This window comes from Roseomonas sp. TAS13, assembly GCF_001950415.1.
Taxonomy (GTDB): domain Bacteria; phylum Pseudomonadota; class Alphaproteobacteria; order Acetobacterales; family Acetobacteraceae; genus Roseomonas; species Roseomonas mucosa.
In genome coordinates, this window is sequence record NZ_BDLP01000231.1 from 1 (window position 1) to 6,989 (window position 6,989).

General features: G+C 71.3%; 8 protein-coding genes. All 8 read left to right on the top strand.

Features of this window, described 5'->3' with window-relative positions:
• Positions 1 to 388: DUF3489 domain-containing protein (locus ROTAS13_RS16345; RefSeq protein WP_216348666.1), on the top strand; the 388-nt coding region annotated here is incomplete at its 5' end.
• A 145-nt stretch (positions 389 to 533) separates the two neighbouring features.
• Entirely contained in the window at positions 534 to 830 is a 297-nt protein-coding gene (locus tag ROTAS13_RS16350) for a hypothetical protein (RefSeq protein WP_075822866.1), read from the top strand.
• Between the two features lie 78 nt (positions 831 to 908).
• Positions 909 to 1,424, top strand: coding sequence for a hypothetical protein (locus ROTAS13_RS16355; RefSeq protein WP_075822867.1), 516 nt, complete (start codon positions 909 to 911; stop codon positions 1,422 to 1,424).
• A 25-nt stretch (positions 1,425 to 1,449) separates the two neighbouring features.
• Positions 1,450 to 3,354, top strand: a complete 1,905-nt coding sequence (locus ROTAS13_RS16360; RefSeq protein ID WP_075822871.1) for a phage terminase large subunit family protein — start codon at positions 1,450 to 1,452, stop codon at positions 3,352 to 3,354.
• Between the two features lie 13 nt (positions 3,355 to 3,367).
• On the top strand, positions 3,368 to 3,604 hold the full coding sequence (locus tag ROTAS13_RS16365) for a phage head-tail joining protein (protein WP_075822868.1): 237 nt from the start codon (positions 3,368 to 3,370) through the stop codon (positions 3,602 to 3,604).
• A complete protein-coding gene (locus tag ROTAS13_RS16370; RefSeq protein WP_075822869.1) occupies positions 3,604 to 5,097 on the top strand; it encodes a phage portal protein in 1,494 nt (497 codons plus the stop codon). The genes ROTAS13_RS16365 and ROTAS13_RS16370 overlap by 1 nt, the downstream gene beginning before the upstream one ends.
• Entirely contained in the window at positions 5,094 to 6,587 is a 1,494-nt protein-coding gene (locus ROTAS13_RS16375) for a ubiquitin-activating E1 FCCH domain-containing protein (protein WP_075822870.1), read from the top strand. The genes ROTAS13_RS16370 and ROTAS13_RS16375 overlap by 4 nt, the downstream gene beginning before the upstream one ends.
• A gap of 22 nt (positions 6,588 to 6,609) precedes the next feature.
• Complete coding sequence (locus ROTAS13_RS16380; protein ID WP_253187698.1) at positions 6,610 to 6,957, top strand: hypothetical protein; 348 nt, start codon at positions 6,610 to 6,612, stop codon at positions 6,955 to 6,957.
• Positions 6,958 to 6,989 lie beyond the last annotated feature (32 nt).

Consider the following 6,989-nt stretch of genomic DNA (forward strand, 5'->3'; position numbering starts at 1 on the left):
GCGCGCCGCCGCCGCGGCGGTTCTGGCCGCCTGGGACGCCAGCCCGGCGCAGGACGCGACCGACAACCCGATCAGCCGCGCCATCGAGGCCCTCCGCGCCGCCCTCGCCGGCAAGGCCGCCCGCGTCGCGCGCGAGCCCGGCGCGCCGCGCAAGCCTCGGGAGGGCACGAAGCAGGAGCAGGTTCTCGCCATGCTGCGCCGCCCCGAGGGCGCCACGGTCGCGCAGATCGCCGAGGCGACGGGCTGGGCGCAGCACACGGTCCGCGGTTTCTTCGCTGGGCTGAAGAAGAAGGGCCACGCGGTCGAGGTGAAGTCGCGTGAGCGGATGGTCGGCCCGAACAAGACCGGCGCAAAGGGCTCCTTCACCATCTACGCCCTCGCGGAGTGAAGCGCACCAGCAACGCTACCGAACATCATCAGGAGCGCCGAGGATCATTCAGATTCCCGGCGCTTTATTGAGTTGGCTGCGCTCCGACACAGCGCGAATCGTCCGTCACGCGCAGGGCATCCCGCCCCGCCAGACGGAGACGCAGATGAGCCTGAAGCCAAAGTCCATGGAGCGACGCTGGATCATCCTGGTGCAGGATGGCCGGCACGTGACGATGGGCCGCGCCGCGCCGCCCAGCGAAGCCGAGGTTGAGGCCGCCGCCGCGGCGCTTGCAGCACAGGGGCTGGCAGCCTGGCTCGCCACACTCGACGGGAACTACTGGTCGCGACGCCGCGTGGCCCTCGCGCCGGTGCAGATGCTCGGCGACGGCGCCACGATGGACTGGTCCGCCGCCATCACCGCCTTTGAAGCCGCCCGCCAGCGCGCCCTTCGTCCCCTCTGAGAATGCCGGCATCGCCATCACGCGCGGCGGCTTGCGGGCCCCCATCGCGGCTCCGCGATGGGAGGCAGAGTCGCCGCCATGCCGGAACTGACCGCCTCCACGCGCGAGGCCGCGCGCCGCCTTGGCGTCAGCGACACCGCCATCCACAAGGCCGAACGTGCGGGCCGCATCGCCCGCGAGCCTGACGGCCAGTGGGACATCGACAAGACCCGGCGCCGCCTGACCGAGACCGCCGATCCCATCCGCTCGCCCCTGGCCAACGGCGCCGGCGCCGAGGGCACGCCCTTCGCCCGGCTTAAAGTGGCGCAGCTCGCGCTGAAGGTGGAGGCGCAGCGACTCTCGCTGGACGAGACCAAGCGCCGCCTGGTCGATGTCACCGAGGCCAATGCCGCGCTCGACGAGATCGGCAGCACGATGCGTGACGCGCTGCTGAACTGGCCGGCCCGCGTCTCGGGCCTGATCGCCGCCGAGATCAGCGTCGATCCGCATCTGCTGCAGACCATCCTGCAGAGCCACATCAACGACCTGCTGACGGAGGCGGCCGATCGCTTCGATCCAGCAGGCCTCGGAGGGGACCGGGCTCCGCAGCCGTGAGCATGTGCGCCGGCGTGTCGGCGCCATGCTCCGGCCGCCGCCGCAGCTCACCGTGTCGGAATGGGCCGAGCGCCATCGCATGCTCGGCAGCCGCGCCTCGGCCGAGCCGGGCCCGTGGCGGACCAGCCGCACGCCCTACCTGAAGGACGTGATGGACGCCCTGTCCGCGGTGCATCCCGCTCGGCGCGTCGTGTTCATGAAGGGCGCGCAGGTCGGCGCGACCGAGAGCGGAAACAACTGGCTCGGCTACATCATGCACCATGTGCCAGCACCCGCGCTGGCGGTGCAGCCGACCGTGGAACTGGCCAAGCGCTTCTCCCGCCAGCGCATCGACCCGCTGCTGGAGGAAACACCGGCGCTGCGGGAGCGGGTTGCCCCGGCGCGGGCGCGGGACAGCGGCAACACCATGCTGTCGAAGGAATTCCCTGGCGGCATCCTGGTGCTGACGGGTGCGAACAGCGCGGTCGGGCTGCGTTCGATGACGGCGCGGTTCCTGTTCCTCGACGAGGTCGACGCCTATCCCGGCGACGTCGCTGGTGAGGGTGACCCGATCGCGCTCGCCGAGGCGCGTGCCCGCACCTTCGGCTGGCGCCGCAAGGCCTTCCTGGTCTCGACGCCGACCATCGCGGGCCGCAGCCGGATCGAGCGGGAGTATCTGGCCTCCGACCAGCGGCGGTTCTTCGTGCCGTGCACGGCCTGCGGCGAGATGCAGTGGCTCCGCTTCGAGCGGCTGCTCTGGGAGAAGGGGGCACCCGAGACGGCGCGGTATCTCTGCTCCGCGTGCGATCATCCGATGCAGGAGCACGACAAGACCGCCATGCTCGGCGGCGGCGAATGGCGGGCGACGGCCGAGGGCCAGGATCCGCACACGATCGGCTTCCACATCTCCGCGCTCTACTCGCCGGTGGGCTGGCTGTCCTGGGAGCAAATCGCCCGGGATTGGGAGGCGGCGCAAGGCAAGCCCGAGGACATCAAGACCTTCAAGAACACGGTCCTCGGCGAGACCTGGCAGGAGCAGGGCGAGGCCCCGGATTGGGAGCGCCTGGTCGAGCGGCGCGAGGATTTTCCGATGGGCGTCGTGCCCACCGGTGCGCTGGTGCTCACCGCCGGCGTGGACGTCCAGGACGACCGCCTCGAGTGCGACGTCTGGGGCTGGGCGGAGGGCTTCTCCTCCTGGCTCGTCGATCACGTGGTGATCCCCGGCAGCCCGCGGGACCGCGAGCCGTGGGACGAACTGGCTCGGGTGCTGGCGCGCGACTGGCCCCGCCATGGCGGTGGCGCGATGCGCATCGCCCGGCTCTGCGTCGATACCGGCGGCCGGGACACCGCCGCCGTCTACGGCCACCTGCGGCGGCTGCGGGATCCACGCATCGCGCCGACCAAGGGCATCGACGGGTGGAACCGGGCGCAGCCGGTCCAGGGCCCGACGCCAGTGGATGCGCTGGTGAACGGCCAGAAGCTGCGCCGTGGTCTGAAACTCTGGACCGTGTCCGTCTCGACCTGGAAGGCCGATCTCTATCGCCGCCTCTGGCTCGGCCGTGGCGACGTGGAGGAATGGCCGCCCGGCTGGGTACATCTGCCGCGTGCGGTCGAGGTGGAATGGGTCAAGCAGCTGGTCGCGGAGCAACTGCGCACGACGAAGGATCGCCGCGGCTTTGCCCGGCAGGAGTGGGCCAAGCTGCGGGAGCGCAACGAGGCGCTGGACTGCGCGGTGCTCGCCCGTGCGGCGCTCTGGCTGCTCGGTGCCGACCGCTACGGTGAACGCTTCTGGCAGCAGCTGCGCGACCAGATTGCCGACGCACCGCTGCTACCGAGCGAACTTCCCGCCGTTGGGAATGTCGCTCCTCAGTCGCCACCACCTGCGCCAGCCGCATCCGACACCCAGCGCCCGCGGGGCTGGCTCGCGCCGCGCAGTGGCTGGCTTCGCTGAGAGGAGGACGATCATGGACCCGACTGTCCTCGCCTGGGCGCTCGCCCAGCCCGCTGGCACGCGCGCCGCAGTCCTGGCCGCCGCCTTCACCGGCGGCACCACGCGCGTGACCTTCGATGGCCGCACGGTGGAATACCGCTCCCTCGACGAGCTTGGCCGCGCGCTGTCGGTGCTGCACGCCGCGGAGAACACTGCGGCCCGCCGCCCCAGCGTCACCTTCGCCAGCTTCTCTCGCGAGGGCAGCAAGTGATGGGCCGGCTCCGTGATGCCTGGCACGCGCTGCGCGGCTATGCCGCAGCGCAGGACAGCCGCGCCTCCAGCTGGGCGGCCTCCGGCGGCAGCGCCACGGCCGAGGTTGGTGCTGCCGCGCCCACCGTGGCGCGTCGTGCCCGCGACGCGGTGCGCAACGACCCCTACGCCGCCCGCATCGTCGATCTCTGGACCGGCAACGCGGTGGGCGCGGGCATCACCACCCGCTGGCCGGACAAGCCGCACGCCGAGGCCTGGCGCCGCTGGTCCGACAGCACCGCCTGCGACGCCGAGGGCCGGCTCGATCTCTATGGCCTCCAGGCGCTGGTCATGCGCGCCGTCGTCGAGAGCGGCGAATGCTTCGTGCGCCTGCTGCCTTCCGACATCACGCCCGCGAACCCGATCGGACTGCGGCTCCAGGTGCTGGAGAGCGACCACCTCGACACGGCGCGGCAGGGAGTCCTTGAGGGCGTCCCCACGCTGCAGGGCATTGGATTGGGCGAGGCCGGTGAGCCGGTCGGCTATTGGCTGCATCGCGTGCACCCCGGCTCGTCCTGGGTGCTGCCGGGCGGCGCCACCTGGTTGAGCAGCCAGCGCGTCCCGGCCCGCGACGTGCTGCACATCTATCGCAAGCGCCGGCCTGGCCAGCTGCGCGACGTCTCCTGGCTCGCCCCGGTGCTCACCCGCCTGCGCGACCTGGGCGACTACGAGGCCGCGCTCCTCATGAAGGCCAAGATCGAGGCCTGCCTGGCCGCTGTCGTCTCCGAGGATGGCGACGATGCCATGACCGGGCCGGCCTCGGGGCTGCTGCGGGACGCCCAGGGCCGCACGGTCGAAAGCTTCGAGCCGGGGATGATCCTCTATCGCCGCGGCATGGGATCGGTGGAGGTGGTGAATCCGTCCGGCGGTGGGTCGCACGCCGCCTTTGCGCGGCGCGCGCTGGAGGCTTCCGCAGTCGGCACCGGCCTGACCTACGATCAGGTGGCCGGCGACCTGACCCAGGCGAACTACTCCAGCCTGCGCGCCGGCAAGATCGAGTTCCGCCGCCTCTGCGAGCAGGTCCAGTACGGCATGCTCATCCCGATGCTGGTGCGGCCGATCGCCGACCGCTTCCACGCGCAGGGCGCGCTGCTCGGTCTGTGGGGCGCTGAGGTGCCGGACGGCCTGTCCCACGTCCCGCCGGCGCACGAGATGATCGACCCGCTCAAGGATACCACCGCGCTGATCGCGCAGGTCCGCGCCGGCTTTGTGCCGCAGCCCGAGGCGGTCGGCGCGTTCGGCTACGACTTCCGCCAGGTGGTGGAGATGATCCGCGAGGCCAATGCCCTGCTCGATGAGGCAGGGCTGTCGCTCGACAGCGATCCGCGCCGGGTCGCCAAGTCGGGCGCCGCCCAGGACGCCGCTCAGCTCGCCGCCATCGAGATCGCCGCCACCGGCGCTGCTTCGCCGCGTGCGGATGCGGGCGCTGCCCCCAATCCAGGAGCATCCCAATGATCGCAGGCGCCTACGACTGGACCGACGACATGCTCAAGATCAAGAGCATGCAGAAGAAGTTCCGCGACAGCTTCAACGGCACCGAGATCAACCCAGCGCGGTGGGAGATCGCGGCCACCGGCGGCGGCATCACTCACGCCGTGGCGGATGGTGCGGTCACCATCTCCACCGGCACCACGCTCGACGATGAGCTGACGCTCACCAGCCGCACCACCTTCACCATCCCGCTGCGGGTCATGGTGGCGGTGAACATGAGCCAGCGCATCGTCGGCCAGTCGGTGTGGCTCGAGCTCGTCAGCATCGATCCCACCACCGCCCAGCCGGATGGGCGCAGCGCCGCGGCCTGGCGGCTGGATGGCGCCAGCCCGACGCTCGCCAACTACGAGGTGGGGAGCGAGGGCGCGCCGCGCCTGGGCAGCGCCTCGGGCAGCACCATCCCGACCACCGCGCCCGCGGGCTGGTCCGTGCTGGAGATCGAGCCGACCAACGACGAGTGCTACTTCCACGGCCGGCTGCTCGACACCACGGCAGCGCGCTCGAACTCCTATGTTCGCCACCAGCAGATTCCCGAGCCGAATGCGCTGTATCGGTTCCGGATCCGGGTGCGGAACCGGCAGGTGATCAACGGCATCTCGGCGGTGGCGAACAACGGCGGCGGCGCGGTGCGCGTCACCCGTGCCGCGCATGGCTTCGCGACGAACGACGTGGTCACGGTGGCGGACGTGTCGGGCGTGCCCGGGGCGAATGGCAGTTTCACTATTACGGTGATCGACGCGAACAGCTTCGACCTGGTCGGCTCGACCTTCACCGGCGCCTATCTCAACACCGGCTGGGCCTCGGTCAGCCGCAACCTGGCGCCGGCCTCGAACACCGACATCAGGGTCCAGTTCGTCACCATCGCCGACTATGCCGAGCTGACGACGGAGATCACCGCCGGCCGCGGCCAGTCCGTCGCTGGCCAGGGGCTGGGCGTGAACGTGCTCAGCACCATCCCGCCGGCGGTCACGCCAGTGGGTGGCCAGGCGCGCAACACGGCCGGCGCCGTGCCGGTGCTGGCCGCCACTGGCTACTCGACCAACCCGATTGCCGTCACGACAGCGCGTGGTGTGGATCTGCTGGCGACGCTGATCGGCGCGCTGGTCACCAAGCCCTATGCCATCCCCGAGGCCGACTGGCAGACCGCGGCCGCGGCGGGCGGGATCATCACTACCACCGACGTCGTGCTCCGGGCGGCGGCTGCGGCCGGCATCCGCAACTACGTGACCTCGATCGACCTCCGCAACGCGCATCCGACGGTGGCGACCGAGGTGGTGATCAAGGATGGGGCGACGGTGATCTGGCGGCAGTTGCTGGCGGCGGCGATGCCGGCGCCGGTCGAGATCACCTTCCCGACGCCGCTGCGCGGCACCGCGGCCACGGCGATGAACGTCGCCTGCATCACCACCGGCGCGCAGGTCTACGTCAACGCGCAGGGCTTCGCCGCGCCGTAAGGCGCCGCCCAAGGAGCATCCCATGACAGAGCCGATCGACCCGGGCGGGGGCTCCCCCGCGCCGGAGGCCACGCCATTGTCCGATCGACTGCCCATCGCTGGGCAGTCGATCGCCGCCTGCCGCGCCCTGGCCGCGCCCGTTACCGTCGACCGTACCGCGCGCACCGTCGAGGTGGTGTGGTCCACCGGCGCCCGCGCGCGGAACTTCGTGCCCCCGCTCGGTCCCATCATCGAGGAGCTCGACATGCGGCCGGAGGCGGTGCGCATGGATGCGCTCCGGTCCGGCCGGGCACCCGTGCTGGACACCCACCGCCGCGCCGGCACGCGCGACGTGTTGGGCCGCGTCACCGCCGCCCGGCCTGTCTCTTGATCACATCTACGCACAGCTCCACCGTAAGGCGA

Bases quoted from the DNA above. Each gene is read 5' to 3' on its own strand.
- ROTAS13_RS16370 (WP_075822869.1), top strand. From the start codon at position 3,604: ATGGGCCGGCTCCGTGATGCCTGGCACGCGCTGCGCGGCTATGCCGCA.
- ROTAS13_RS16355 (WP_075822867.1), top strand. From the start codon at position 909: ATGCCGGAACTGACCGCCTCCACGCGCGAGGCCGCGCGCCGCCTTGGC.
- ROTAS13_RS16350 (WP_075822866.1), top strand. From the start codon at position 534: ATGAGCCTGAAGCCAAAGTCCATGGAGCGACGCTGGATCATCCTGGTG.
- ROTAS13_RS16360 (WP_075822871.1), top strand. From the start codon at position 1,450: ATGCTCCGGCCGCCGCCGCAGCTCACCGTGTCGGAATGGGCCGAGCGC.
- ROTAS13_RS16375 (WP_075822870.1), top strand. From the start codon at position 5,094: ATGATCGCAGGCGCCTACGACTGGACCGACGACATGCTCAAGATCAAG.
- ROTAS13_RS16365 (WP_075822868.1), top strand. From the start codon at position 3,368: ATGGACCCGACTGTCCTCGCCTGGGCGCTCGCCCAGCCCGCTGGCACG.
- ROTAS13_RS16380 (WP_253187698.1), top strand. From the start codon at position 6,610: ATGACAGAGCCGATCGACCCGGGCGGGGGCTCCCCCGCGCCGGAGGCC.